Raw genomic sequence first — 24,937 nt, 5'->3', positions numbered from 1 at the left:
CCGTTAATTTGTCAATAATCCTGTGATTAAATTGCGAATAACGGAAAGTTAGCTAGTGACAATCCACAAAGAAATTCGCAATTAAATATTTTTTAGTCGCTTAAATAGTGTCGAGAAATTTAATTTACTGGTTTTCAAATAAATAAAAATATGCTATAGTAGTCAGGAAATGCGTTTAGATGTAAACTGCGTTTTGAAAATAACGACTTAATCGAATTGATTCATGTCATTATGGAGAAGGAGGTGTCATGATGAAGAGAACTTACCAACCAAAGAAGCGCCATCGTCAACGCGTACATGGTTTCCGCAAACGGATGAGCACCAGCAATGGCCGTAAAGTGTTAGCCCGTCGACGCCAACGAGGCAGAAAAGTATTGTCTGCATAGGCCACTGATAATCAGTGGCTTTTTCTTTACAGTCCTAGACCAGGTGTTTAGGGCTGTAAAGTTGTGTAGCAATTCGCTCAAGAGCTTGAGCGCACACATGGAGATGGATTATGCGAAAATCATATCGGGTAAAAAAAGAAACTGAGTTCCAACAAGTTTTTGAGACCCGCAACTCGTATGCCAATCGTCAATTTGTCATTTACGTTTTGGAAAAACCGGGGCAACCCCATTTCCGCGTCGGTATTTCGGTCGGTAAGAAGATCGGGAACGCCGTTGCGCGTAACTGGGTCAAACGCCGGATTCGGCAATCAATCACCGAGCTAAAGCCGCAGCTTAAGCAAGATGCAGACTTTCTCGTCATTGCCCGACCAACCGTTGCTGGTAAGTCGCAAGCCGAAACCAAAGCTTATCTAAGCCATGCGCTAAAGCTAGCGCACCTGCTGGACAATGATTAAAGTGAGGACATTCGTTTGAAAAAGTACAGAAAAATACTGGCAATGCTGGCCGTACTAGCGATCGTACTAGTTTTGAGTGGGTGTAGTAATACCCCAATCACGGATAAGAGCACCGGATTTTGGGATGGCTTAATCATCTTGAACTTCTCACGGGCGATTATTTGGTTATCAAACTTGTTTGGTCATAGTTATGGCCTTGGGATCATCGTCTTTACGTTGATCATCCGGGTTATCATCTTGCCATTGATGATCTTCCAGACCCGTAATATGGTTGCGATGCAAGAAGTTCAACCGCAGATGAAGGCTTTGCAAAAGAAGTATTCATCACGCGATATGGAAACTCAGCAGAAGCTCCAAGCGGAAATGAAGAAACTGTATGCCAAACATGGTGTACATCCAATGGCCAGCATGTTGCCAATGCTAGTTCAGTTGCCAATCTTGATTGCGTTGTACCAAGCAATCTGGCGGACACAAGTCTTGAAGTCTGGTTCGTTCTTATGGCTTCAATTAGGTAGCAAGGACCCCTACTACGTTTTGCCAATTCTAGCGGCGTTATTTACGTTTGCTAGTTCCTGGTTAGCGATGAAGTCGCAACCAGAACAAAATGGGATGACGACTTCGATGACGTACTTAATGCCCGTAATTATTTTAATTACTGCCATTAACGTCCCATCGGCCTTATCCTTGTACTGGGTGATTTCCAACGCGTTCCAAGTTGGACAGACCTTGCTATTGCAAAACCCATTCAAGATTAATCGCGAACGGGAAGCAAAGAAGCAAGCAGAACGTGATCGTAAGCGGACACTTGAAAAAGCTAGAAAACGCGCGATTCGTAATCATAAACGTTAAATACAAGTAGACCTGCCATGTGTGGTGGGTCTTTTTTTGTAGCTGACTATTTATGAATGGTGTGAAATTTACTAATTAGTCAAAATCGTCAGATGTCATAAATGCTGCTATATCGTTGTAAGGGTTCATTAAGTGTTCATACTCAGATGTTCGCATGGTGAATGGTAATGCTATAATGAAAGCAGGATTTTTAACGAGGAGGATTCAAGCATGACAGTATTTGAAGGTAATACCGTCGCGGCCGCGATTGCGGCTGGTCTAAAACAATTGCACCGGACACGTGATCAAGTTGAAGTTGAAGTTATCGCTAAAGCCAAAAAAGGGTTTTTAGGACTGGGTAAGCAACCCGCCCAAGTACGGTTAACGGTGGTGTCACCTGCTGAAACGCCTGAAACAGCGACGTCGGCTTCCACGATGACTATGTCGAAACAGGCAATGTCCGTTGAATCGACGACATCATCAGTGTCTGGGTCAACTGTTGGATCAGCAACATCAATGCCGACCAGCCAGGCCACTACTGACTCAGCCAAGCCAGCGACTAGCACTGCTACCCACACTAAAACAGTGACCAAGCCAGCCTCGGTCGCGGATACTATGGGCCCCGTTGTGGCTGGTGATGAAGACCAACCAGTAGCTACCGATAAGACTAAAGTTGCTTCAGCTAATGACGGTCAGTCACCCCGGACACCAGCTGAAATTGCTGCTCGCCAAGCGGCTAACGAAACTGCGGTGCGCGCTTTGTGCGACTACTTGCTTACAGTGGTTAAGGCACTGGGGGTCACGGCTGATCTTGATGTTGATTTTGGTAACCGCTATGCCACTTTAAATTTTGATACGGCTAAGCAGGGCTTGTTGATTGGAAAACATGGTCGAACGATTAATGCATTGCAAGATTTAGCGCAAGTTTATATGAATCATCACGGTGCGTCGCACGTCAATGTGGTGCTGGATGTCGATGATTATCGTGAGCGTCGGGCTGCAACGCTCAAGCGATTAGCGGAGAGTACGGCTAGAGAAGTAATTGCAACGGGCAAACAAGTCTTTTTGGATCCAATGCCATCATTTGAACGTAAATTAATTCACGCTGAACTAGCGAATAATCGGCATGTTACGACATTCTCGGAAGGTCGTGATCCACACCGTGCCGTAGTTGTGGCAATTCGCAAATAGTTCATTTATAAGAACGCAAACAGGCGTTTGACAAACTCCGAGTGAGCTATTATAGTAGGTGTTAATCATTCTTATCTTTTAGATAAAGTAGTCAAAGTGCTTTATCCACGCTTTAAGGTGGCGTGGACTAGGCGCTTTTTTTCTGCATTTTAGGACATATTATTAACTAATTGTAAGTAAATTTGGTATGGTATTAGGCGATGAAACGCTGACAAGAAAGGACATGATGGTATGCCAACGACCACAGAATTTGATACGATCGCGGCAATTTCAACGCCGCCTGGCGAAGGTGGTATTTCAATTATTCGGATTAGCGGGGACCAGACGTTTAACGTGGTAACCCAGATTTTTAAAGGTAAGGATCTCAGTCGGGTGCAATCACACACCATTAACTATGGCCATATAATTGATCCTGACACGCATCAGGAAGTCGATGAAGTCATGGCAACCGTGATGCGGGCGCCAAAAACCTATACTCGTGAAGACGTGGTCGAAATCAATTGTCACGGGGGACTCGTGGCGACGAATGAAATTTTACAATTGATACTGAGTCATGGTGCGCGGATGGCGGAACCTGGTGAATTTACCAAACGGGCATTCTTGAACGGCCGTTTGGACTTATCACAAGCGGAAGCGGTTATGGATTTGATTCGTGCTAAGACGGATAAATCCATGAAGGTCGCCTTAAATCAATTAGATGGTGATTTATCTAAGTTAATTCGCCATTTACGGCAAGATATTTTGGACGTGTTAGCTCAAGTTGAAGTCAATATTGATTATCCTGAGTATGATGCGGTTGAAACCATGACGACCAAAATATTAAAGGAAAAAGCAACCGAAGTCGCCCAAAGTATTGATCAACTGTTAGCAACGGCTAGACAAGGTAAAGTCCTACGTGAGGGGCTAGCAACGGCTATTATTGGCCGTCCTAACGTGGGTAAATCCAGTCTGCTTAACCATCTTTTACATGAAGATAAAGCAATCGTGACCGATGTTGCCGGGACGACCCGTGATGTGATCGAAGAATACGTTAATGTACGTGGTGTACCATTGAAACTTGTTGATACGGCGGGGATTCGAGATACCGAAGACAAAGTTGAAAAGATTGGGGTCGAGCGGAGTCGCAAAGCAATCGGTGCCGCTGACTTGGTCTTATTAGTGCTCGATAATAGCCAGCCCTTGACGGCTGAAGATCGAGAACTATTACAAGAAACAGCTCAATCCAAACGTATCGTTATCTTGAATAAGACCGATTTACCTGCTCAACTTGACCAAGATGAGTTAGCACAATTAGTCGACTTGCAGGATGTTTTAAGCATGTCAGTTCTGGAGCAGAGCGGTGTTACACAGCTTGAACAACGGATTGCTAAGATGTTCTTTAATGAAGGTATTGAAAGTAGTCAAAATAATGTGATGGTGACCAACGCGCGTCATATCGGGTTATTGAATCAAGCTAAGCAAGCTCTTCAGGATGTGCAAACGGGACTCGCAGCCGGTATGCCGGTCGATTTAGTGCAAATTGATATGACCCGTTGTTGGGAATTTCTCGGTCAAATTACCGGAGATAGCTATGAAGACGAATTATTAGACCAGCTATTTAGTCAGTTCTGTCTGGGTAAGTAGTGGTAGGAGGAAATTGTAATGACAGAAGTAAAGCAGTATCAGGGCCGCGACTATGATGTGATTGTCGTTGGTGCTGGTCATGCCGGCTCCGAAGCGGCTTTAGCCGCTGCTCGGATGGGTAACCGGACGCTCTTAATGACGATTAATCTTGACATGGTGGCCTTTATGCCATGTAATCCTTCCGTTGGGGGTCCTGCTAAGGGGATTGTTGTCCGTGAAATTGACGCCCTTGGTGGTGAAATGGGCCGGAATATTGATAAGACGTATGTTCAGATGCGGATGCTTAATACCGGAAAGGGTCCAGCTGTTCGTGCGTTACGGGCTCAGGCCGATAAGCACGCCTATCATGCTGAAATGAAACACACGATTGAACGGGAACCTAATCTAACGTTACGTCAAGGGATTGTCGATGGTTTGATCGTTGAAGATGGTGTTTGTAAAGGTGTCATAACGAATACGGGTGCCCATTACAGTGCTAAGAGTGTTGTTTTGACGACTGGGACAGCTGCGCGTGGAAAGATTATCATTGGTGAATTAATGTATTCTTCCGGTCCTAATAACTCGCAACCAGCAATGAAGTTATCCGGTGATCTTGAACGACTAGGATTCAAGCTGGAACGATTTAAGACTGGGACACCACCACGAGTTGATGGTAATACGATCGATTATAGTGTTACAGAAGAACAGCCTGGCGATCCAGAGCCGCACCATTTTAGCTTTGAAACGAAGGATGCTGACTATATTGATTTAAAGCATCAGTTGTCTTGCTGGTTAACATACACGAATGAAACAACGCATAAGATTATTCGAGAAAACCTTGATCGTGCGCCGATGTTTACTGGTGTGATCGAGGGTGTCGGTCCTCGTTACTGCCCATCGATCGAAGATAAAATTGTGCGTTTTGCGGATAAGAAGCGTCACCAACTCTTCTTGGAACCAGAAGGTCGCAATACCGATGAATGGTATGTTCAAGGACTATCAACGTCAATGCCAGAAGAAGTACAGCAACGAATTTTACATTCAATCAAAGGGCTGGAGGACGCGGAAATGATGCGGCCGGGCTATGCGATTGAATATGACGTGGTAGCGCCTTACCAGTTGAAAGCAACTTTGGAAACTAAGCTGATTAAGAACTTATATACAGCTGGTCAAACTAACGGGACTTCCGGGTATGAAGAAGCTGCTGGTCAAGGGTTGATGGCCGGAATTAATGCTGGCTTGCGAGCACTTGATCGTGGCCAATTCACCTTGAAGCGCAGCGATGCTTACATTGGCGTTATGATCGATGACTTAGTAACTAAGGGCACGAATGAACCATATCGATTATTAACGAGTCGGGCCGAATATCGGTTGATTTTGCGGCATGATAATGCGGACTTACGTTTGACTGATAAGGGGCGCGAGTTAGGGTTGATCGATGATGACCGGTATGCGGTATTTGAGGCTAAACGACAAGCAATTAAAAGCGAACTTGACCGTTTAGGCAAAATCAGAATCAAGCCTAATGATGATGTTAATGCCTTCTTACGAGCCCATAATTCTGGTGAACTTAAGGATGGTGTATTAGCAGTAGATTTTCTGAAGCGGCCAGAAGTACAGTACGCCGATTTGATGCAATTCATTCCCGCGGCACCAGAGCCATTGGAACGGCATATTATTGAACAAGTTGAGATCCAAATTAAGTATGCTGGTTACATTCAAAAAGCGGAAGAACGAGTAGCGCGGCTGAAGAAGATGGAAGCCAAAAAGATTCCAGACCGAATTGATTACGATGCAATCGACGGGCTGGCAACTGAAGCGCACCAGAAGCTGAAGAAAATTCAACCAACAACGATTGCGCAAGCTTCACGGATTAGCGGTGTCAATCCCGCTGACATTGCGATTCTAAGCGTTTATATTCAACAAGGCCGTATCGCGAAAGTTCAATAAAATCACTTATTTAGCCGACAAGTATTCTAAAGCATAGGTGTTAGCCGGTAAGTAAAAAAGCAAATCCATATATAAGACACTAAAGCACAATCCCAATTGGTGATTGTGCTTTTTTCGTTGGCTTGTTTTTAATTTTGTACACGTTTTATTAAAAAACAACAACACTTTAATTAATGATAGCCAAATTAGATTAAGGTGCTACACTTCAAAACTAGTGAACATTGTTTACAGTGTTTACAAAATTAAAGGGGGAGTTATTTTTGATAAGAGTTAGTAAGTTGGTCAGTGGAATTTTAATGGCAGGTAGTTTAGTAGTGAGCTCAGGAATGATTGCACACGCTGATACGCCTGATGGACCTAGTACGGACAGTACAGCTAATACAACCGGGGTAACTGATGTTCAAGCTATGTTTAAAGGTAGTCATAGCCCAGTGTCACCAGTTAATCCAGATCACCCGAATACACCGGATAATGGCGGTGATAGTAGTAATGGTGGTAAGGCTGGTGGTGGGTTGTCACTCATCTATGTGTCCAACAAATTAGATTTCGGTAGCCATGAAATTGATGTCTTGAACCCAGAAACATATACGGCTGCGGAAACCGATTCGGATTTGTCAGGTTTATGGAATAAAAAGGCGGTTGCAGAAGTTTCCGACGTGCGGGGAACTAACGCAGGTTGGTCATTGGCGGTTGCTGGCAATCCATTGACCGGAAAGGATGGTTCAACGATTAAGGGTGCTACCTTGCAATTACCGAAAGGGGCCGTGACTAATTCTGGTTCTGAAAGTAATGGTGCTACGTCAGTAGATGCCCCGAATGTATTGGACGGCAATTCGGCAACCGTGTTGTCCGCTGCTAAGGATAAGGGCGCCGGTGTCACGGTTGACCAAATTGATCCAAGTAACGTTAAGTTAACCATCCCAGCCAACACGGCTAAAGCGCAAGGTTATCAAACAACGTTGAACTGGAGTCTCACTGATACACCAGCAAGTTAATCGTAGATTGTGAAGGGGGAAGTTGAAACCGTGGTGATAGCAACGATTAAGACTAATTATTAATCGCTGAACCAGGTTTAGGTAGCTTCCCTTTTTACTGGATAAATATTGAGTATATCGGGGTGAGATTACAGTGAAAAGCGTTATACGTTTTATGGGACTAATAGTTTTAAGCTTAATTGTTGGTGTTAGTGTAGTACAACCAGGATTGGCAGCTAGGCATCATCAGACAACGCAACAAAATGATGTCGGGTTTAGTGTTGCTGCACAGCTCCCTAAAAATCAGATTCATAAAGAGCATACTTTTTTTGATTTGAAAATGACTACTGGGCAGCAGCAAACGCTTAAAACGACCATCTATAACGTTACTAATCGTGATATTAAAGTACAAACAGCCATTCATACGGCCTACACGAATGGAAATGGTGTGATTGAATACATTAATCCTGCCGCAACGTTTGATCGTTCGTTAAAAAATCAGATTAGTCATTTAGCAAAGGTTCAAGGGGCGCAAACAGTCAGTGTACCAGCTAAGGGGACCAAAGTCGTATCAATTAAAGTTAGGATGCCTGCGCATCCCATTAACGGCGTATTACTTGGTGGCTGGTACTTTAAACGGATCACTGATAAGTCGACGGGGACGGTTGAGCAGAATATTAATGTAACCAATGAATATTCCTATGTAATTGGTTTGAAATTGACCTCTGGAACTGTGCCAACGCCCAAGTTAGTGTTAGGAACGGTCAAAGCCGGACTGAGTAATTATCATCGTAGTATTATTGCGGCATTACGTAATCCGACGGCGGTCATTGTTCCTAATTTAAAAGTGCGAACGGTCATTGTTAATCAACATACACGACAAGCCGTTATTCGTAGTACTAAAAAAGGAATCATGATGGCGCCGAATACGATTTTTAAAAACGCCTTACCATTAAAAGTGCAATCGTTACAACCAGGAACTTATGAGCTGAGCATGACGGTCAGCAATCACGAGCATCGCTGGCAATTTAAGCGGACGTTTCATATAAGTATGGCTGCTGCTCAACAGTATAATCATGAAGCAGTTGATAATCATGGCATGAGCATGTGGATTTTAATTGGTATTGGGGTCGTTGCAACATTACTAGTAGGACTAGGAATTGTTAGCTTGGTGTGGTTATGGCGACGACGGTCGAAGGATTAGGTGATGGGGGTGGTTGCTGGTGCGACAAATCAGCATAGCGATTATAACAGCTTTTATGGTTTTAATTATGTTACCGGTATTTGGTTTGGGCGCCGTTGGGGGGCGATCAACCGTTGCAGTTGATTTTTATGCTGGACAACATACTAGACAACAAGTCGATGATCAACAACTTAATATTCCCAATGGGATAAAACCATACCACGTTGTTAGTGTGCAGGCTCATCGTAAGCTGCCACGGTTACCACAAACTAGTGAGCGGCCAGTACTGTGGTCTATGGGAATGATGGGATTAGCGTTATTAGTGGTGTTAGCGGCCTATCGGCATAATCGGCGAGACATCTTTAAGTGAGGAGGGACAGCTTGAAACTTAGAAGAGTGTTCAATCAGACAGTACTGATGTTATTGGGAGGATTATGTGCATGGACTGTGATGGTCATGGATGGTGATGCAAGTGTCATCAGTGAGCCGACTAGTGAGATGCAAGATATTACGAGTGGTTTTACGAAGCAAGTGATTGGTGAGTTGCCATGGCCTATTACAAAAATTAAAGCGAATTATGTGCGCGATGGTCATGTGACGCATCGCACTGATCAGATGAGTATTACCTTAAAAGGGGATGTTCGCTCGCCTAATGGTCAGGTGTTATACAACATGTGGGATATAGTTACAGATGACAAAGGCTGGGAATTTGGAGGAAAATTTTTAATTTATAATGTCAATAAGTTGTTATGGCATCCTCAACGTACGGATGTTTTTAAAATCAGTCAATCCCGGCGATTTAAAGCCGGTAAGAAAGTGTGGATCGGTAATAAAAGTAGTACTAATTCTAGCCATGAATCCTATAAGACAACGTTGACTTATATGAAAACGAAGCAATATTACCAAGTTGCTAGTCAAATTAAGTTGGTGCCACATATTACGACATTTGATTCAGGTGCCCACAGTATGCAAGGCACTGGGACTCAAGTTGGCGATTTGATCACTGCCAAGTTTGGTCGTCAAGTTCAGACCGCGCGAGTAACGCATGACGGTCATTGGCGAATTGATTGGGGAAAAGAATTGCAGGGGAGTGGTAAGGTTACAGTGACGGAAACGAATGATTATGATGACGTTCCGGGACAGACAACGGCGATCGTTAATAATGGGGTGCCAAGAACGAAATCAAAAATCAAACTCAATTTGTTTTTAACGGGTGGTCGGAACTTCTCGACAACTAAGGACCAAGCTGTCCTAATTAAGGGAATGGTTGTTGGAACGGATCCGTCAGATTTACAACGAGATGTTAAACTGAATAATCAGGATTTGACGATTCATTTTGCACATGCGGATGGAACACCAATCATGAGTTATCGGGCAAATGGAACTGAAGATGAACCACATAAAGCGGGGTTCTTTCACTTAAAATTACCAGCTGAAAAATTACAACGTGGTATCAATGAAATTAAAATATGGGTTACGAGTCCAAATGGTCAACAATCTAACATTGATACGTTAAAAGTGACTGTCGCTGGTGGCCTGAGCTTTGAACATATTGTGTCGCAAATTCGCTTTACGAGTCAGCAAATTCCGACTAAAGAAACATTGATACCGGCAATGAATCAGTGGCAAGTAGCCGTTAAAGATGCTCGTTCAGGCGGCTCAGCATGGTATGTCTATGCAACAGCTACTGAGCTTGCGACTGAAAATCATCGTCTGAATGGTGACTTAGTCTATGTTAATTCAGCAGGCAAGCGGCAAATCATGACGAATCAAATGACGTTGGTAGGCGCTTGCACACATTCGAAGGGAAAATCAGTGGTCACGGATGTTGCAAAGCAGTGGCAGGAACGGCGTGGCATCTTTTTGGATGTACAACCCGGGATGTACACAGGTGACTACCATGGCAAGATTAATTGGAGTTTACAAGATACACCCCAAGCTTAGGTATCTTAGGCTGGGATAAATTATTGGTATAAAAGTGCACTGAATAATGACGACTATTGCGGTTAGGGTAGTCGTCATTTTAGTGTCTCCCATGATAACTTTACTTACGAATTTGTAAAAACAGTTTATCAATACCAGACAAGCTGTACTGATTGGATTATAATGATTGGAAGTTAGAGTGGGGTAAGGGAGAACGTTTGATGAAAACTTTTAAGAGCATTATGAGCTGGATTTTGCCGGTGGTGGTCGGACTACTAGTTGCCATGGTAATCAGGCACTTTATTTTTACGATGGTTCGGGTGGACGGACCATCAATGGAACCCAACTTAGATAATAATGAGCGAGTAGCGGTCGTGAAAACAGCTAAGATTCGTCACCTTAGTGTCATTGTCTTTAATGCGTACCATGTTGATCCAGATGCGCGCTCCAAGACGGTTAAATATGTCAAACGTGTGATTGGGATGCCTGGAGATACAGTCAAGGCCCAGGATGGTAGGCTTTACGTTAATGGTAAGCTAGTTCCACAAAAATTTATCAGTCAGTATGAACGGACTCAGGGGACGTCGAATTGGGACCTAAGTGGGTTAGAAAATCGCTATAGTTGGAATTTAAAGACCACTAAAGTCCCTAAGAATTCGTATTTTGTATTAGGTGATCATCGATCAGTATCCAATGACAGTCGTTACTGGGGCTTTGTCCCAGCTAACAAGGTAATTGGCGTGGTTAAAGTACCATTTTGGGATTCTAGTAAGGCCAAACGACACAACATTAATTCAATTAGTTATTGAACATAGCAGTAAGCGCGACTCATCATGAGGGTCGCGCTTTTTATTGGTCAACGGTCGAAGATAAGTGGTGGTAGCAGTAGCCGTACGAGTGTGGGACGCTACTAATATTGGCAATTATTTAGTCATCTGTCACATGGAAAATCATGGAGATAGTTGAATTGACTAGTTTTGTTCAGAAAAATAAACAAATATTAGCATCTAAATTGAATTTGCTGACCAATAAGCCTAGAATAATGGCAAGTATCACGATGGAGGCTGGTAAATATGGCAATTGAATTAACATCGGATGCACTTGCCGCTTTACGGACAACGCATGCGCAGGATCAAAGGGCATCAGTATTGACGCGGACGATTACTAAGAATGGGACTGAAGCAGCCAGCTTTGATTATCAAGCGGCTAGTCGTCTGGAGCGGACTTTTTCTGTTGAAGTACCCACAGGGAAAGTTAGCAATCAAAAACACAGTGGCCGGTGTTGGGAGTTTTCGTTATTAAATACATTGCGCCATAAATTTGCGACCCGTTACCACGTTAAAGATTTTGAATTATCGCAAAGCTATTTGTTTTTCTGGGATAAGATCGAGCGGGCCAACACTTTTTATCGGAATGTTGAGCAAACGGCCCGTCAGCCAATTGATGACCGCTTAGTTCAGTTTTTGTTTACTAATCCTGGTGAAGATGGTGGTCAGTGGGCAATGGCAGCTAGCTTGGTGCAAAAGTACGGTGTTGTCCCTGCTAGTGTCATGCCAGAGTCGTTCAATACTGAAAATACGACGGCGTTTCAGGCTAGCTTATCACGGCAACTCCGTAAAGATGGGCTAAAACTTCGACAGCTCGTGATGGATGGTGCAGGTGAAGCCGAGCTACAATCATTAGAAAAATCAATGTTACAAGCGGTGTACCGAATGACGGCTTACTCATTTGGCGAACCACCGACTAGTTTTGATTTAGAATATCGTGATGATGAGCGGCAGTATCACCGGATATCAAATTTAACGCCACAACAGTTTTATCAAGATTACTTTGAAACTGATTTGGATGATTACGTGGTCGTCACTAATTCACCAGATAAGCCTTTTAATCGGCTGTACAGTTTGCCAGGTGAAGATAATATTATCGGTGGCAAGCCGATTGAATTTTTGAATCTTGATATGGGGGTGTTGACGGACGTTGCTGTTCAACAACTACAGGCCGGCGAGACGGTTTGGTTTGGTAATGACGTCTTGCGTCAAATGGACCGCAAGACGGGTTACTTGGATGCTCATTTGTTTGAAACTGGTAAGCTATTTGGCGTCAACGACCATCTGACCAAGGCGCAACGCTTATTGACGGGTGAAGGTGAGGTGAGCCACGCTATGACTTTAACAGGGGTTGACCTCGTTGCGGATACACCGACTAAGTGGAAAGTTGAAAATAGTTGGGGTGATCAGGTCGGCAATCAAGGTTACTTCGTCATGAGCCAAGACTGGTTCGATGAGTACGTCTACGAAGTGGTGGTTCACAAGCGTTTCTTAGCACCGGAATTTCAAGTATTACTTAATGAACGTGCACAACGGTTACCCGCTTGGGATCCGTTACACTAGGAGGTTAATGTGATGGGAATATTTGCGGATCGATTAAAAGAAGCAATGCAACAAGCTAACCTGACATCTGCTCAGTTAGCTAAACAAACGGGCATTGGACGTTCTTCAATTAGTCAGTGGTTAAGCAATAAATACGTGGCTAAGCATGATAAGGTGACAGCATTAGCTACGGTATTGAATGTTTCACCGGATTGGTTATTAGGTACGACGGACATCGCCACCGCATCAGTGCCAAAAGCTGCACCAATTCCGGTGGCTGTGACCCCAACCCCGGCAGTTGACCCGAAGTTAGTTACGTTGTGGGAACAGCTAGAACCTGATCAGCAGGCCAAGCTGATTAAGAAAGCCCAGAAGTTATTGGCGAAGTCACAGACATCATCAGGCTCGAAGCGTAAAAAGGGTAAGAAGAAGAAAAAAGGCAAAAAGCGCAAGTCATAAACATTGCTTGCCTAACTAATAGCCGTAAAAAAAACAACTTTTGCCGATCAGCATTCGATGATCGGCAAAAGTTGTTTTAGATAGATACTAATTAATGAGCAAAAATTAAGTAATCGTTAAACTGTCCATTTTTCCCAATCGCGCGCCCAGATTAAGCCCATTACGCCTTCGCCAACGTGGACACCGACGACGGGACCAATCTCACCTTCGTCAATGGTAAGATCCGGAAAACTAGCTTTTAAATCAGCAGTCCATTCAGCTTGTAACTCGGGATTGTTGCCGGTTTCGATGGTGACTCGTAAGGGGTAGTCAGCTGCTTGAATGGCAGCAGCTAATTTGGCCTTAATAGCACTATAGGCGCGGCGCATCGTGCGTTCTTTCTGAATTGCAACGATCTTACCATCTTGGAACGTTAAAACGGGTTTAATCCGTAGTAAGTTGCCCACAAGACCCGATGCGTTGGATAGGCGACCGGTTCGAACAAGATGGCTAAGATTGTCGACGACGAAGTAAACCCCGGTTGTCTCACGAATCTTTGTCAGTTGGGCAAGTACTTGTTCGGGTGCATATCCTTCAGCGATTAATTTGGCTGCTAGAAGAACCATATAACCCTCACCGGCTGCCGTAATTAACGAATCAAAAGGATAAACCTTGATGTTCGTCACGTTCGGTAAGTAACTTTCAAGGTTGGTAATGAAACTGGTAATCCCTGAGGATAGATGAATACTAATGACAGCATCATAACCCTCAGCTGCCAGTTGGTCATAAGTTGTTTGCATCTGTCCCAGCGTGATTTGAGTGGTCGTCGGCAGTTCAGGGGTAGTACGCATGCGCTCGTAAAATTGCTTAGAAGTTATTTCAACGTTTTCCAAGTAGGTTTGTTTACCAAAAATAACAGTAATTGGGACGACGTGAATATGATACTTTTCAACGTCGGCCGCTGATAGGTAGCTTGCGCTATCCGTTACAATTGCGGTTTTCATTTTTTCCCCGCTTTCATTATAGTGAAAGTATTGGCTAATATTATACCGCTAGTCAGTGGGGGAAAGCTACCACTATCAGTTACATTAGGTTAACGATTGTTTGTAATTGCAGTCAACTAACGTCATAATGAGAACAATCAAATTGGAGAGGGGTCGCAGGATGACCAAACGAATTGAGATAAAACCGGCAACGGCTGCGGATCAAGCGGCGTTAGCCGAAATTTATTTAGTGGATCGGCAGCAGGATTTTCCATGGGTCGTCAATCCTAAATTACAAGATTTTATCGATGACAGCCGTGGTGAATTTGTGTTAGTTGCGTGGATTGATGGCCAACGCGCCGGTTTTTGTTCCTTATACCGGCTAGCTAATTTTATTCATTTGCTTTTTGTAGCACCGGCCTTTCGCCATTTAAAAGTAGGTGAGCGATTATTAGCTGAAATGCGGCAATATGCGACAGCGCCACTAACGTTAAAGTGTGTAATGGCTAATGAAAATGCGTTGCAATTTTATGCGCAAGTAGGCTTTCAAATTGTTAAGGCGGATGCGGACGCACTACCACCAAATTACACGTTACGAGATACGCACACTGAGCAGTACGTGGCATTAGTCGATTTGACGAAGGATACGCCATCAGCAGATTAATCTAATTAATTTTTAATTTAACGGTTGACATTGTGATAAACTGGCGCTAAAATCTAATCATTAATTAAATTTAGATTAAAAACCGTGATAAGGAACGGTGTTAAACTGGTTAGTTAGCGAGCTGTGGATTGGTGCAAGGCAGTCAATACCATTTAACATAGATCACCTTGGAGTTGCGCCCCGAAATAAGTTGGAGAAGGCGTTGGATGGTACCCATTAATGTACCGGCGTATCGCAATTGCTGTACGTACTAAGGTGACTATTGTGAGGTAGTCGCGAATAAAGGTGGTAACCCGTTTTGGACGTCCTTTAATTAACTCATTAGAAGAGTTGATTAAAGGGCGTTTTTTGTTATTTAAAGGTGGTGAGGAGTATGAAATCGGACATTCAGGTGGCTAGTTACCAACAAGTGTGGGCAGTGGTAGCTAGTCGCACGGGGAGCTGCTCCTCGAGTAACACATAGAATAAGTAAGGCATGACAAAAACACATAGCAACATTGATAGATACGGGCAGGCTTTACCAAATGAAACAACACATCCTTCCGTTGATGATCAATTCGTCAATTTTGATGACACATAGTATACAAGCAGTAGTGGTCATACCGACTCGTCAATTTAGGCAAACATATCCGGTACATCATCACGCGATGTAGTACCTATCAGATAATGAAGTTACGGCTAGATTAATGGTGACGGATGAATATAGTGCTGTATCGCTTATCCGTCATCATAAACACATATAAGTATGATATCCAGGCACAAACACATATTGGAGGTTTTATTATGACAACTACCACCACAGAAACAGAAACACAAGTTGCACAACAACTATTTACGGCTTATCAGACCCACCACGCGTTAAAAATGACTGATTTCACGAGTAGTGTCGCTGACGAAGATGCTGCGTACCGAGTCCAAGCTGCGTTAACGGCTTTAAAACAAGAAACGGTCGGTGGGTACAAAGTTTCGTTGACTAGTGCAGAGACCCAAAAGATGTTTGATGCACACACGCCACTATATGGTGCCCAGGTTGCTGATCACTTCTTAGCGGCCCCGGCAACGGTTCGCCGGGGACAGTTAATGGATCCGTTAGTCGAAGTTGAACTGGTCTTTAAGGCTAGGGAAGATCTGCTGGCGACCGATTCATTGACAGATTTATGGCACAAAACAACTGTTGCACCAGGACTTGAATTGCCAGATTCACGGTTCACCGATTGGTTTCCGGATTTGCCCAAGAATCTAGTAGTTGCTGATGCTGCGGTCGGTGGTCTAGTGGTGTATGGAACCGAACAGGCGACTGATAAGCTATTTGCTTCAGTTGACGCAGTTGCGGCGCCTAAGTGTACGTTGGTTCATGATGGTAAGACGGTTAAGACTGGTCAAGCGAGTGAAGTGTTGGGGAATCCCCTTAAGTCATTGCAGTGGTTAGTTGGCAAGCTTGCAGCTCAAGGAAAAACACTAACGGCTGGCCAGCGAGTCTCATCGGGAACGTTTGTGTTGCCGCCACATTTGACAGTGGGACACTGGCGGGCTGATTTTGATGCCGGACTGGGACAGGTGGCATTAAATGTAACCGAATCATAAATGAGCTAAAAAATTAAAATAAAGGCCTTCATAAATTAATTGCATTTATGAAGGCCTTTTTTATGAATGCTAAGATATATTATCTTAGATAATTAAAACAGTGCAAGGTGAAAAAACGCTTGTAATATTTTTTGAGTGTCATAATGTTTCACGTGAAACATTATTTGTTTAAACGGTGATAGTTTTCGTCAAAGTACTTGCCGTTACGAATATCGTTGGGCATTTCCTTGTAAGGTGCTTCGCTGATCACATCTTCATTGTTTTGGCCGGCTTCACCCATGTAAGTAATATTAGCAAATTCAGGCACAACTAATTTTGGATAAGTTGCGTACTTCTCACGAGATTGTTCCATTAAATCGATGTGTTCGTTTTGGTAAGTAACGGTGATTTCAGGATGTTCTTCAACCCACTTTGGGAAGAAGATGGTACCGTGTAATTTTTTCTCGTTTGGCATGAAGTCTAGTGCAACGTCAGTCCCGGTTGGTTCAGTCCAAGAAATTTTGTAAATCCCTTCAGTTAACATGACGATGTCGGCTGCCTGATCAGTCACCCAGCGACCGGCAACCATCCCACCGTGGATTCGGTAGTCAACGGTGTGATCGTTCTTTGCGTACCATTCATATTCCCAGCCATTGTCGTAAGTGTAAATGAAGTGAGTTCCCAGGAAGTCATCAAGTGTTTTAAAAGTTTTAGTCATTAAAATTACCTTCTTTAAATTGATTATGTCGTTTTAATCATGTAATTTATTACATGATTAAAACGACAAGGTTAGTGTATACTGTTATCAAAGAATCGTCAAGGAGGAATTTCCAATGGCGCAAAAAAATAAGTTACAATTTATTATTCTAGGACTGTTAAACCAGCAACCGTTAACTGGCTATGATCTAACCAAGGCTTTTGACGACGAAATTGGTGAATTTTGGCAGGCCCAACACAGTCAGATCTATCCGCAACTAAAACGGTTAGAAGAACAGGGCTATGTCACCCATGAAATTACGATCAGTGGCGAAAAATTAGAAAAAAAACTTTATCATATTACGACTAGCGGTAGCCAGTTATTACATGAATGGATTAGTATCGGAACGCCCGATTTAACTGCAACCAAAGATGAATTTATTTTGAAATTATATTTTATTCAGACTAACCATGATCCGCGGCTACTTGCGATGTTACATGAACAACTTGCACTGCATACTGCTAAGCTGACACACTTACAGCAACGTTTGGCGACTGTCTTTCCCCAACCAGCCATGGCTAAGCAACATTATGGACATTACTTGATTTTGCAGCACGCAATTGGTCGTGAGGACTACTATGTAAATTGGCTTAAACAGACTTTGCGTGCATTACCAAAGAAGTAGGCCGGTTATAGTTTAGTGGTTAATAAACGTGATCTTAGTCGGAAGCATGTCCTTGCAATGAGAAAATGGCGGTGGCGGTTAAATAACGGTGTTAAGCAAGCTGGCGAGGTGGTTATCACTGCCTTGCAAGTAATGATAAATGGTCCCGTTTAAGACTTGAAACTGGTATAATGACAGTGGTCAATATCAATTCAATTCAATGAGGAGATTAACTAACTATGGAAAATCAAAAAATGCAAGAGCCACTCGTTTATCGGCGCATTTTGCTGACTGTTGACGAAGACGATAATACCTCTTCAGAACGTGCCTTTCGGTATGCCACGACTTTGGCCCGCGATTATGATGTTCCGTTGGGTATTTGTTCGGTGCTTGAAAGTGAAGATATCAATATTTTTGATTCGTTAACACCGTCCAAAATTCAGGCCAAACGTAAACACGTAGAAGAAGTAGTCGCCGAATATGTTCAGCTTGCTGAACAACGCGGCGTTAAGCAAATCGAACCCCTAGTTTATGAAGGTGGGGATGTTGATGATGTGATCTTGGAACAAGTCATTCCAGAATTTAAACCAGACCTGTTAGTAACAGGAGCGGACACTGAATTCGCACATTCTAAGATTGCTGGTGCCATTGGTCCGCGGTTAGCACGCAAGGCGCCGATTTCAGTCATCGTGGTTCGTTAACGAGACCGGTATCGTTAACATGGTAATTACTGCCAGTGACCGATGGTGTGACTAGTTGAATTTAAAATGACAAATAGCTGTAGCGTTGGGCACTACACCCTGTCAAGTACACAGTTTAAATAATATAAATTATGATGCTTTAAATCGGAGGGCATGATTTCGACATTCTGTCGGGGTCATGCCTTTTAATGACTTTTGACGTCGACCGTTGTTGTACCAGTCAATTGCTTTGGTAATGTTTTGAAGTAATTCTTCTTTGGTCAATGCGGTTTTAAAACTTAAGTCCTCATCTTTTAAATGACTCCAGAAACTCTCCATAGGCGCGTTGTCTCCAGGTGTCCCCGGTCTTGACATGCTATGGCAAATGCCATAGCTATTAAGGGCCCGATTGAATTCTAATGATGTATAGGCCGAACCTTGGTCAGTGTGTAAAATTAATTCGTTGGCGGCCAGGTCATTACTTTTCATTGCTTTATTAACAGTTGCTGTCACCAGTGTTGTCGTTTCGGTATCATCGATCGCCCAGGCAACGATACTGTGATCGTGTAAATCCTTGATGGCACTAAGTCGTAGTTTGTTGAGACTTTGATTACCGTATTTTAATTCAGTACAGTCGGTTGTCCAAACCTTATTAGATTCTTCCTGATTAAAATCATGCTTGATGATATTGGCTGACATCATTTCTTTATATTCCGCTTTACGATCATGTTTACTAATGCGAATCGATGATTTGATATGGTTAACTTGCATTAATCTTCTGATACGTTTGGCATTCACATGGTACTCAGTCTCTTCGTTGATGTGCATAACTAAGGTTTCAACACCAAATATATAATTATGGCTAATTTCTAATTTAAGCATGAATTTAACTAGCTCATCATTTAGTCGTTCATTAGCGGTTAATGTCCGGTTCAACCATTTATAATATGACCTCCGCTTGATCCCGACTTCTTGACACAACCAACTTATGGGATATTTACCGGCTAGTTCTTGAATTGCCTGATATTTTGAGATCCGGTCGATTGATGACCAACCACTTACTTCACTCTCCTTTGAATCTCTTTCAATTTTTTTGACAGGTCCTTTTCCATTTCCAAATGTTTAGTTCTAGCTTCTAATTCTTTTATTTTCAGTTTAGCGATATCTAACTCGGTAAGTGGCGTAGCTTTACTTTTCCCACGGCGGTCGGCTAAAGCGTCCACACCGCCGTTATTTAGCTTCTTGACCCAGGTATAAACTTGTTGATACGAGACCTCAAAATGGCTAGCGGCCTCGTGGTAAGCATAGTCGTTGGCGATAGTCCATTGAGCTATTTCAATGCGTTCAATTTGGGTTGTCTTGCGTCCGTCTTTCATCTTTCGGTTCCTCGGATTTCTATTGGAATAAGTTTTCTTTCCAATAGTATAATCTCTAAACCAATTAGACACCATCCCGGCGCTACTCAAACCATACTTGGTGGCTAATTTTGGAAAAGACAGCTTTTCTTTGATATGTTCCTGTACAATCCTTTCTTTGAATGCTTGAGAATAGCTGCGATTTTTTCTTTGATGCCTTAAGCCTTCACTTCCATTGAGATCGTACAATCTTTTCCATTGATGAATAACGTTTTTATTTATTTGTAGATCCCTGGCAATTGATTGCACCGTATGGTTATTATCAATCAGATTAAGAATGTTAATCTTTTCATCAAATGAATACTTTCTATTTGAACGCATACAAAAACCCCTTAGGTACACAGATTTTTTATTATTTAATCTGTGTACCTAAGGGGTAGTATATCCGTATATAAGACTTTGGCTAATGGGCAACAGGTTGTTTCAACCAACCGGTTCTTCATGGTTTCAATGCTATGTGCGATTATTGCCTTCATCGCATATAATGTCACGTATCGTTTGACGACTGAACGTGTTCAGGTTGAAAAAACTGAGAAGGTCAGCGCTGGGAAGCTAATCAAAGGCTTATTCACTAACCGCGCCTTAATGTCATTAGTTGTCTGCGATTTATTCATTGTTATCAACCAAAACTTATCAGGTACTTTAGCAACTTACCTCTTTACTGACTATTTCAAAAATAAACAAGCTTTATCGATTGCACTATTGTTTACCTATGGGACCGTTGTCGTATTAGCCCCGTTTGCAACTAAGCTGATTAAAAACTTTGGTAAGCGTGAAGCTTCGATTGTATGTTTACTATTTGGTACTGCAATGTATCTCTTGATGTACTTTATGCATATCACTAATCCATGGTTATATTTAGTTCTTTTATTCTTAGCTACACTTGGTTCAGGGATGTTTAACTTGATGGTTTGGGCATTTATTACTGATGTTATCGATTATCATCAATATTTGACCGGTTTCCGTGAAGACGGTACGGTTTATGGTGTTAACTCATTTGCTCGTAAGGTTGCACAAGCAATTGGAGGCTTTATCGGAGGCTTCATGCTTACTGCTATTGGCTACATTTCATCTACAACTGGTGGTGCAACACAATCAACTACTGTTGTTAACCGGATTTATGCAATTGCTAATCTGATTCCAGCTACTTGTTTAGCTATTGGTGCCATTATCTTGATTTTCTGGTATCCATTAAGCAAGAAGAAGATTGATGCGGTTGATGCTGAATTGGCAGCGCGCCGTGCTAAAGAAGCAGAACTTGAAGATTAATTGAGCCAAATTTTTTTAAAACAAACGGTGCTCTAACTTAGGGCACCGTTTGTTTTAAAGGTAGGATATATAATTATGTGGGTAATTACAGTTGGACTAATACCAGCATTATTCTGGGGAATTTTACCAATTTGGATCCGGAAGATTACTGGTGGTGACTTATGTAATCAATTGCTTGGAACAACCATCGGCATTACAGTCGTTGCATTATTGTTAACAATTTCCTTACATCTTACTATGAATTGGCAGAATGGATTAATTTTTTTCTTGTCAGGTTTTTGCTGGAGTATTGGTCAAGTTGGACAATATTATTGTTATGAGCACTTAGGCGTCAGTGCGACAATGCCTTTGTCAACGGCATTGCAGATAATTGGTAATAGTATTATTGGTGGCATTGTATTCCATGAGTGGCATGGCAGTAAAGATGTTTTGTTGAGCTTAATTATGTTAGTGGTTGTGTTAGCAGGAATTCATCTAACAAGTGAGGGTGGGAACGTTCATTCTTGTATGAACCGGTCATATGTAATCTTAGGAATAACTACAATTGGCTATTGGGGTTATTCTGCGCTACCCCACTTTGCACAAATAACTTCTAATCTGAATGGCTTTTTGCCACAAGCGTTGGGCATGCTAGTTGCGTCAATTGTCATTAGTGGTCCTAACTTAGCTGATGTTTGGCGCAAGTCTACAGTGAATAATATTTCAACGGGTGTAATATTCTCAGTAGCAGCTGCAACATATCTTATTTCGCTAACGCTAAATGGAATGGTAAATGCATTTATTCTTTCACAGTTGAATGTTGTGGTAGCAACCATATTAGGTGGATTTATCTTACACGAATTTGTAAAAGGTCAGTTTAAAAAGACACTTATTGGACTAATTGTTCTCTTATGTGGTGCTACTGGTCTAATAATGGTATGAATTCATAAAAATGGAGAGTGTTTATTATGGCAAAAGATAAAATCAAATTGAATTAAGAAAAATTTGCATACGCGGTTGTTAGCAATTATCATCCAGATGAGATTGATGATCTCAAGGCTTCAAAAGCAATTTTGAAGCGGTATTTGACAGCTTACTATATGGCCGAACGGTTTAATACGTTAGAAGATCGGCAATTTGAAGCTGCTAAAGGAATGGATTTTAGTTTGCTAGCATCAGGTATTGATGCGATTACATTGCGTTAGCTAGCTTGGCGGCGTGTTTCCTAGTTATTAGGAGACACGTCGCTTTTTGTTAACTTTGATTTGTGAAATGAGAACATAAATTGTAGATGTTTTTCTCAGTATCAATTCGAATGTATCCATGTCTGAGAGATTTGGTAAGGGAAACCAATGCTTTTATAGTAAGCAGTAAATAACTGACCGTATTGCCTTATTCTCTACAGGTTATCGTGAATACAAAAAGAAAGTTCCCACACTTCTCGGTTCTGAGAAGCGTAGGAACTTTCTTTTTGTCTATGCGGCGAACGTTGTCGCCGGAGACTCGTTAACGTCTGTCCGTTGGTCCACATTTTGATGTTTTCGATAATTCCATGGCAAATAAACCGCCAACTCTTCCGGTTTCGGAAATGCTGGTAGGACTGTCGAAGCTTTTAATAAATCCGTCAAATATTGACGTGGATCGATATGATTGGCCTTGGCGCTTTCAATAAATGTCATCCAAATAGCGGTTGACTCGGCACCTTGCGTACTGGTACTAAACAACCAGTTCTTACGCCCAATCACCAGACTCTTCATATTACGCTCAGAAGCATTATTACTCCAATCAATAACGCCATCACTAATAATCCGGTCAAGATATGGCCGTTGACTTTGAGCGTAAGTGATCGCCTTTCCCAGCCGAGATTGTGATAATACCTCGGTATGATCCACAATGCGCCAAAAACGCTTGAGAATTTTCCTCAAGCTACTACGGCGTCGTCGCCGGCGTACTCGTGGTGAATAGGCCTGCCATTCTCGTTCTCGAGTGAACATCTCGTCAATCAAATGAAGTAGTTCTTGGGCTCCCTTGATATGCGCTTGATTCGCGTCATAGAACTTGCGTCGAACGTGGGCCCAACAACCCATTCGGTGCACACCCGTACCTAGTAAGTTGTAGCCACTATATCCGTCACATTGTAAAACGCCCTGATATCCTTCATATACGGATTGGGCAAAGGCGCCTGAACGGGTGGCACCATATGCATAATAGACGGTGGGATTTGGCTGTTTAATTGGCGTACGTGCCACCCACATGTAAGACTTCGATGTCGCAGCCTTGCCGGGCTCTCTCAGAACTTCGATTGGAGTTTCATCACCTTGCAGGTGATGAGCCGAGCACAATTGCCGATGAAATTCCTCGTAGAGTGGTGTTAGTTGTTGGGCGGCTTTGATAACCCAATTAGTCAAGGTCGCTTCAGACGTATGGTAGCCTAAACGGCTAATCTCAGATAGCTGACGATATAATGGTACACCCAAGACAAACTTTTTATAGATAACTTCCGCTACTAAGGAGACAGAAGCCAAACTATGCGGAAACAAGGCCGGTGGCACCAGCGACTTCCACAAGCCAGATGTTGCTGTATTCTCAGCACACTGTTCACACTTATAAGTTTGTTCGTAGATCTTTTCCAGATATGCGTACGCTGGAACGACATGCAATTCTTCTCGCACATATTTTTTCCAATCGGCGTGATGCCTGAATGTCCTGCTGGACATTTACCATCAGCTGGTTCAATGATGGTTACGCGTACCGGTACCTTGGCATCTATTTTTTCTTGCCGCGTCTTTTTCTTCGATTTCTTTGGCTGTACTTGATTTGATGCGGCGCTGCTTTGGTCTCCAGTTTGCTCTGGTTCGGTAAAAACACGATCTTCCTTATCAAATAGTGACGTTTGATTGGGATCTATTGTTTCGGATTTACTCGCATATATTTTTCGAGTGAGGTAAGCCAGCTGTTCCTTAAGAGTCGCAATTTCCGCTTCAAGTTCATGGATTCTTTGATCTTTTTCTGATTCTGCCATAGGTGTCACCTCCTTGATGTATCGTTATTATCATTGAGTTTACCACTCATTTGACGAACTAGAAAGCACTTTCAATGCCCTGGAGGGCATACTTTATGAACAGTCGCATCTAACGCCCAACCACTCAACAAGCGAACTAGCTGCCGTGGATCTAATCTGCGAATCGCGAGTTGATTGGTTGGCCATTGTAAATGGCCATTTTCTAACCGCTTGTACAGTAATAGGAAGCCATCACCATCCCAATACAGGGCTTTGAAGCGGTCTTTGCGTGTGCCACAAAAGAGATATAGTGCATGCGAGTATGGGTCTAAGTCATATTGTTCCTGAACGATTCCCGCGAGTCCATCAATACCTTTGCGCAAATCTGTCTTGCCACAAACCAGGTAGATTTGGCTGATTTGGCTGGTATCAATGATCATGTGGGAACACCGCCTTCATTAAAGCATCAAGAATATATCCGTTGATGTGATTGTAAACAATGACTGATTTATTGCTGTCGACTCTGATTTGCAATGCTTTAGCCGCTCCAAGAGCTGGGGTTTCTGGAGTCCGACCGACTCTTACTTGAACAATATCTGGTTGTTTATCCATCAAAAACACCTCACCAATTTATTTGATGAGGTAATCATAATCCATATGGCGGCCACGGGAAATACGGTCGATTATTTACTGCTTACCTTTTATAAACTAAGCAAGTGTGAT

General features: G+C 42.7%; 26 protein-coding genes and 1 pseudogene. 19 read left to right on the top strand and 8 right to left on the bottom strand.

Going from position 1 to position 24,937, the window contains the following annotated elements; translation table 11 throughout:
- Nucleotides 1-251: 251 nt before the first annotated feature.
- The 13 genes from rpmH (at nucleotide 252) to LP667_RS15270 (ending at nucleotide 13,320) form a co-directional block, all read left to right on the top strand.
- The gene (rpmH, locus tag LP667_RS15330; RefSeq protein ID WP_003640225.1) at nucleotides 252-386 is read left to right on the top strand and encodes a 50S ribosomal protein L34; all 135 of its coding nucleotides are present in this window, start codon (nucleotides 252-254) and stop codon (nucleotides 384-386) included.
- Nucleotides 387-496: 110 nt separating this feature from the next.
- Nucleotides 497-841 (top strand): ribonuclease P protein component, encoded by a 345-nt coding sequence (gene rnpA / locus LP667_RS15325; RefSeq protein WP_003640224.1) that lies wholly within the window; start codon nucleotides 497-499, stop codon nucleotides 839-841.
- A gap of 15 nt (nucleotides 842-856) precedes the next feature.
- Nucleotides 857-1,690: a membrane protein insertase YidC gene (yidC, locus tag LP667_RS15320; protein ID WP_021730329.1), complete on the top strand. Its 834-nt coding sequence runs from the start codon at nucleotides 857-859 to the stop codon at nucleotides 1,688-1,690.
- A 210-nt stretch (nucleotides 1,691-1,900) separates the two neighbouring features.
- Entirely contained in the window at nucleotides 1,901-2,860 is a 960-nt protein-coding gene (jag, locus tag LP667_RS15315) for an RNA-binding cell elongation regulator Jag/EloR (RefSeq protein ID WP_021730328.1), read from the top strand.
- Nucleotides 2,861-3,091: 231 nt separating this feature from the next.
- The gene (mnmE, locus tag LP667_RS15310; RefSeq protein WP_021730327.1) at nucleotides 3,092-4,483 is read left to right on the top strand and encodes a tRNA uridine-5-carboxymethylaminomethyl(34) synthesis GTPase MnmE; all 1,392 of its coding nucleotides are present in this window, start codon (nucleotides 3,092-3,094) and stop codon (nucleotides 4,481-4,483) included.
- Between the two features lie 18 nt (nucleotides 4,484-4,501).
- Nucleotides 4,502-6,412, top strand: coding sequence for a tRNA uridine-5-carboxymethylaminomethyl(34) synthesis enzyme MnmG (gene mnmG, locus LP667_RS15305; RefSeq protein ID WP_021730326.1), 1,911 nt, complete (start codon nucleotides 4,502-4,504; stop codon nucleotides 6,410-6,412).
- A gap of 296 nt (nucleotides 6,413-6,708) precedes the next feature.
- A complete protein-coding gene (locus LP667_RS15300) occupies nucleotides 6,709-7,407 on the top strand; it encodes a WxL domain-containing protein (RefSeq protein ID WP_021730325.1) in 699 nt (232 codons plus the stop codon).
- Between the two features lie 154 nt (nucleotides 7,408-7,561).
- Complete coding sequence (locus LP667_RS15295; protein ID WP_021730324.1) at nucleotides 7,562-8,590, top strand: WxLIP family cell surface protein; 1,029 nt, start codon at nucleotides 7,562-7,564, stop codon at nucleotides 8,588-8,590.
- 55 nt (nucleotides 8,591-8,645) lie between these two features.
- Nucleotides 8,646-8,939 carry a hypothetical protein gene (locus LP667_RS15290; protein WP_021730323.1) on the top strand — a complete coding sequence of 98 codons (294 nt, stop codon included), beginning with the start codon at nucleotides 8,646-8,648 and terminating at the stop codon, nucleotides 8,937-8,939.
- A gap of 11 nt (nucleotides 8,940-8,950) precedes the next feature.
- Nucleotides 8,951-10,513, top strand: coding sequence for a hypothetical protein (locus LP667_RS15285; protein ID WP_021730322.1), 1,563 nt, complete (start codon nucleotides 8,951-8,953; stop codon nucleotides 10,511-10,513).
- 200 nt (nucleotides 10,514-10,713) lie between these two features.
- Nucleotides 10,714-11,301 (top strand): signal peptidase I, encoded by a 588-nt coding sequence (lepB, locus tag LP667_RS15280; RefSeq protein ID WP_021730321.1) that lies wholly within the window; start codon nucleotides 10,714-10,716, stop codon nucleotides 11,299-11,301.
- 264 nt (nucleotides 11,302-11,565) lie between these two features.
- Complete coding sequence (locus LP667_RS15275; protein WP_056988457.1) at nucleotides 11,566-12,882, top strand: C1 family peptidase; 1,317 nt, start codon at nucleotides 11,566-11,568, stop codon at nucleotides 12,880-12,882.
- 12 nt (nucleotides 12,883-12,894) lie between these two features.
- Complete coding sequence (locus LP667_RS15270) at nucleotides 12,895-13,320, top strand: helix-turn-helix domain-containing protein (protein WP_021730319.1); 426 nt, start codon at nucleotides 12,895-12,897, stop codon at nucleotides 13,318-13,320.
- Nucleotides 13,321-13,436: 116 nt separating this feature from the next.
- Here LP667_RS15270 and LP667_RS15265 read toward each other — a convergent pair whose 3' ends face one another.
- Nucleotides 13,437-14,303, bottom strand: a complete 867-nt coding sequence (locus LP667_RS15265) for a DegV family protein (protein ID WP_021730318.1) — start codon at nucleotides 14,301-14,303, stop codon at nucleotides 13,437-13,439.
- Nucleotides 14,304-14,463: 160 nt separating this feature from the next.
- Here LP667_RS15265 and LP667_RS15260 point away from each other — a divergent pair, with 160 nt between their 5' ends.
- Complete coding sequence (locus LP667_RS15260) at nucleotides 14,464-14,946, top strand: GNAT family N-acetyltransferase (protein WP_021730317.1); 483 nt, start codon at nucleotides 14,464-14,466, stop codon at nucleotides 14,944-14,946.
- 783 nt (nucleotides 14,947-15,729) lie between these two features.
- Entirely contained in the window at nucleotides 15,730-16,530 is an 801-nt protein-coding gene (locus LP667_RS15255) for a 2-keto-4-pentenoate hydratase (RefSeq protein ID WP_033611541.1), read from the top strand.
- Between the two features lie 160 nt (nucleotides 16,531-16,690).
- On the opposite strand, the gene LP667_RS15250 is transcribed toward LP667_RS15255, so the two are convergent.
- The gene (locus tag LP667_RS15250; protein ID WP_021731148.1) at nucleotides 16,691-17,227 is read right to left on the bottom strand and encodes a phenolic acid decarboxylase; all 537 of its coding nucleotides are present in this window, start codon (nucleotides 17,225-17,227) and stop codon (nucleotides 16,691-16,693) included.
- A gap of 115 nt (nucleotides 17,228-17,342) precedes the next feature.
- On the opposite strand from LP667_RS15250, the gene LP667_RS15245 reads away from it, so the two are divergent.
- Nucleotides 17,343-17,891, top strand: a complete 549-nt coding sequence (locus LP667_RS15245) for a PadR family transcriptional regulator (protein ID WP_021731149.1) — start codon at nucleotides 17,343-17,345, stop codon at nucleotides 17,889-17,891.
- Nucleotides 17,892-18,109: 218 nt separating this feature from the next.
- Nucleotides 18,110-18,571 (top strand): universal stress protein, encoded by a 462-nt coding sequence (locus LP667_RS15240; protein ID WP_021731151.1) that lies wholly within the window; start codon nucleotides 18,110-18,112, stop codon nucleotides 18,569-18,571.
- Between the two features lie 129 nt (nucleotides 18,572-18,700).
- Here the strand turns inward: LP667_RS15240 and LP667_RS15235 are convergent, their stop codons facing one another.
- Nucleotides 18,701-19,585 carry an IS3 family transposase gene (locus LP667_RS15235; RefSeq protein WP_120770892.1) on the bottom strand — a complete coding sequence of 295 codons (885 nt, stop codon included), beginning with the start codon at nucleotides 19,583-19,585 and terminating at the stop codon, nucleotides 18,701-18,703.
- Between the two features lie 23 nt (nucleotides 19,586-19,608).
- Nucleotides 19,609-20,286, bottom strand: coding sequence for a helix-turn-helix domain-containing protein (locus LP667_RS15230; protein WP_021730107.1), 678 nt, complete (start codon nucleotides 20,284-20,286; stop codon nucleotides 19,609-19,611).
- Nucleotides 20,287-20,370: 84 nt separating this feature from the next.
- Here LP667_RS15230 and LP667_RS15225 point away from each other — a divergent pair.
- Nucleotides 20,371-21,234, top strand: a pseudogene (locus tag LP667_RS15225) (MFS transporter); the annotation flags it as partial.
- Nucleotides 21,235-21,309: 75 nt separating this feature from the next.
- Nucleotides 21,310-22,155: a GRP family sugar transporter gene (locus LP667_RS15220; protein ID WP_021729895.1), complete on the top strand. Its 846-nt coding sequence runs from the start codon at nucleotides 21,310-21,312 to the stop codon at nucleotides 22,153-22,155.
- Between the two features lie 533 nt (nucleotides 22,156-22,688).
- Here LP667_RS15220 and tnpC read toward each other — a convergent pair.
- The 4 genes from tnpC to LP667_RS15200 all read right to left on the bottom strand — a co-directional run bounded on the left by tnpC (nucleotide 22,689) and on the right by LP667_RS15200 (nucleotide 24,826).
- Nucleotides 22,689-23,837 (bottom strand): IS66 family transposase, encoded by a 1,149-nt coding sequence (gene tnpC / locus LP667_RS15210; RefSeq protein ID WP_225366497.1) that lies wholly within the window; start codon nucleotides 23,835-23,837, stop codon nucleotides 22,689-22,691.
- Nucleotides 23,720-24,235, bottom strand: a complete 516-nt coding sequence (locus tag LP667_RS17165) for a transposase (RefSeq protein WP_225366496.1) — start codon at nucleotides 24,233-24,235, stop codon at nucleotides 23,720-23,722. Before LP667_RS17165 ends, tnpC begins: the two co-directional genes overlap by 118 nt.
- 71 nt (nucleotides 24,236-24,306) lie before the next feature.
- Entirely contained in the window at nucleotides 24,307-24,654 is a 348-nt protein-coding gene (gene tnpB / locus LP667_RS15205) for an IS66 family insertion sequence element accessory protein TnpB (RefSeq protein ID WP_021729898.1), read from the bottom strand.
- On the bottom strand, nucleotides 24,644-24,826 hold the full coding sequence (locus tag LP667_RS15200; protein WP_033609119.1) for a hypothetical protein: 183 nt from the start codon (nucleotides 24,824-24,826) through the stop codon (nucleotides 24,644-24,646). Before LP667_RS15200 ends, tnpB begins: the two co-directional genes overlap by 11 nt.
- Nucleotides 24,827-24,937: the final 111 nt, after the last annotated feature.

The organism is Lactiplantibacillus paraplantarum (genome assembly GCF_003641145.1).
GTDB lineage: Bacteria > Bacillota > Bacilli > Lactobacillales > Lactobacillaceae > Lactiplantibacillus > Lactiplantibacillus paraplantarum.
The sequence above is the reverse complement of the archived record's forward strand: the minus strand, read 5'-3'. Positions and strand labels throughout refer to the sequence as shown.

Excerpts from the sequence above, each read along its gene's own strand:
- rpmH (WP_003640225.1), top strand. The coding sequence starts at position 252 with ATGAAGAGAACTTACCAACCAAAGAAGCGCCATCGTCAACGCGTACAT.
- rnpA (WP_003640224.1), top strand. The coding sequence starts at position 497 with ATGCGAAAATCATATCGGGTAAAAAAAGAAACTGAGTTCCAACAAGTT.
- jag (WP_021730328.1), top strand. The coding sequence starts at position 1,901 with ATGACAGTATTTGAAGGTAATACCGTCGCGGCCGCGATTGCGGCTGGT.
- mnmE (WP_021730327.1), top strand. The coding sequence starts at position 3,092 with ATGCCAACGACCACAGAATTTGATACGATCGCGGCAATTTCAACGCCG.
- mnmG (WP_021730326.1), top strand. The coding sequence starts at position 4,502 with ATGACAGAAGTAAAGCAGTATCAGGGCCGCGACTATGATGTGATTGTC.
- LP667_RS15300 (WP_021730325.1), top strand. The coding sequence starts at position 6,709 with ATGGCAGGTAGTTTAGTAGTGAGCTCAGGAATGATTGCACACGCTGAT.
- LP667_RS15295 (WP_021730324.1), top strand. The coding sequence starts at position 7,562 with ATGGGACTAATAGTTTTAAGCTTAATTGTTGGTGTTAGTGTAGTACAA.
- LP667_RS15290 (WP_021730323.1), top strand. The coding sequence starts at position 8,646 with ATGGTTTTAATTATGTTACCGGTATTTGGTTTGGGCGCCGTTGGGGGG.
- lepB (WP_021730321.1), top strand. The coding sequence starts at position 10,714 with ATGAAAACTTTTAAGAGCATTATGAGCTGGATTTTGCCGGTGGTGGTC.
- LP667_RS15275 (WP_056988457.1), top strand. The coding sequence starts at position 11,566 with ATGGCAATTGAATTAACATCGGATGCACTTGCCGCTTTACGGACAACG.
- LP667_RS15270 (WP_021730319.1), top strand. The coding sequence starts at position 12,895 with ATGGGAATATTTGCGGATCGATTAAAAGAAGCAATGCAACAAGCTAAC.
- LP667_RS15265 (WP_021730318.1), bottom strand. The coding sequence starts at position 14,303 with ATGAAAACCGCAATTGTAACGGATAGCGCAAGCTACCTATCAGCGGCC.
- LP667_RS15260 (WP_021730317.1), top strand. The coding sequence starts at position 14,464 with ATGACCAAACGAATTGAGATAAAACCGGCAACGGCTGCGGATCAAGCG.
- LP667_RS15255 (WP_033611541.1), top strand. The coding sequence starts at position 15,730 with ATGACAACTACCACCACAGAAACAGAAACACAAGTTGCACAACAACTA.
- LP667_RS15250 (WP_021731148.1), bottom strand. The coding sequence starts at position 17,227 with ATGACTAAAACTTTTAAAACACTTGATGACTTCCTGGGAACTCACTTC.
- LP667_RS15245 (WP_021731149.1), top strand. The coding sequence starts at position 17,343 with ATGGCGCAAAAAAATAAGTTACAATTTATTATTCTAGGACTGTTAAAC.
- LP667_RS15240 (WP_021731151.1), top strand. The coding sequence starts at position 18,110 with ATGGAAAATCAAAAAATGCAAGAGCCACTCGTTTATCGGCGCATTTTG.
- LP667_RS15230 (WP_021730107.1), bottom strand. The coding sequence starts at position 20,286 with ATGCGTTCAAATAGAAAGTATTCATTTGATGAAAAGATTAACATTCTT.
- LP667_RS15220 (WP_021729895.1), top strand. The coding sequence starts at position 21,310 with ATGTGGGTAATTACAGTTGGACTAATACCAGCATTATTCTGGGGAATT.
- LP667_RS17165 (WP_225366496.1), bottom strand. The coding sequence starts at position 24,235 with ATGGCAGAATCAGAAAAAGATCAAAGAATCCATGAACTTGAAGCGGAA.
- tnpB (WP_021729898.1), bottom strand. The coding sequence starts at position 24,654 with ATGATCATTGATACCAGCCAAATCAGCCAAATCTACCTGGTTTGTGGC.
- LP667_RS15200 (WP_033609119.1), bottom strand. The coding sequence starts at position 24,826 with ATGGATAAACAACCAGATATTGTTCAAGTAAGAGTCGGTCGGACTCCA.